The 1,181-nt window shown below is 45.0% G+C and carries 1 protein-coding gene; it reads left to right on the forward strand.

The window, feature by feature from the left end; genetic code table 11:
• Positions 1–1,181, forward strand: a 1,181-nt coding sequence (locus DSM465_RS0117845) for a terminase large subunit (RefSeq protein ID WP_029761969.1), incomplete at both ends; no start/stop codon positions are given.

A 1,181-nucleotide genomic window follows, 5' to 3' on the forward strand; every position in this document is an offset into this window, starting at 1 on the left:
ATTCAAATCATCGAAAAAACATTCGTCCATAAACAAGGTGAGATGCTAGACGGCACACCGTTGCTTGGTAAGCCGTTCTTGTTACAGGATTGGCAGAAGTTTATCGTTTATAACTTACTGGGGTTTTATCACAAAGGCACGCAAATTAGGCGCTTCAAGGAAGCGTTTATTTATATCCCACGCAAAAATGGGAAAACATCGTTTATTGCTGCGTTAGCTTGGGCGCTTGCGCTTTTGGAACGTCAATCCGGCTCAAAAATTTACATTACAAGCGCGGCATTGCAGCAATCGTTGCAGTCGTTTGAATTCATTTTGTTCAATTTGCGGCAGATGGGTGAGGAACAAAACTTTCGCATTCTCAATAATAACCAAGAACACAGCATCAGCGGTGAGGTTGGCGATGGTTCGATTTATATTCGAGCGTTAGCGGCGAACCCGGATAAACAGGATTCGCTTAACTGTAACATTGGCATCGCTGATGAAATCCACGCTTATAAGACGCCGAAACAATACAACATTATTAAAGAGGCAATGAAGGCGTACACGAACAAACTCATGATTGGGATTACAACGGCCGGTGATGACATGACGTCGTTCTGTTATCAACGCTTGCAATACTGCAAAAAGATTCTTGATGAAACTGTAACAGATGAAGCCTATTTCGTTTTCATTTGCAAGGCGGACGAAGATGAGAACGGCGAAGTGGATTACACGAACCCTATTGAACATGAGAAGGCTAACCCGAATTATGGAGTGACGATTCGTCCGGACGACATGATGAACGATGCGCTCCAGGCGCAAAATGACCCACAGCAGCGGAAAGACTTCTTGGCGAAGTCATTGAACATCTATACGTCACCGATGAAGGCATATTTCAACATCGATGAGTTTAAGAAGTCTGACCGGAAATATGACTGGACAATTGAACAGCTTGCGAAACTTAACATCGACTGGTTTGGCGGTGCGGACCTTTCCAAATTGCACGACTTGACCGCAGCGGCACTATACGGTAACTACAACGGCGTTGACATTGCGATTACCCATGCATGGTTCCCGATCGTAGCCGCAACGAGAAAGGCCGAGGAGGACAACATTCCGTTGTTCGGATGGAAGGACGACGGTTGGTTGACTATGACAAATACGCCTACCGTAAACTTTTCAGATATCGTCAAGTGGTTTGA

This window comes from Geobacillus thermodenitrificans subsp. thermodenitrificans DSM 465 (assembly GCF_000496575.1).
Classification (GTDB): Bacteria; Bacillota; Bacilli; order Bacillales; family Anoxybacillaceae; genus Geobacillus; species Geobacillus thermodenitrificans.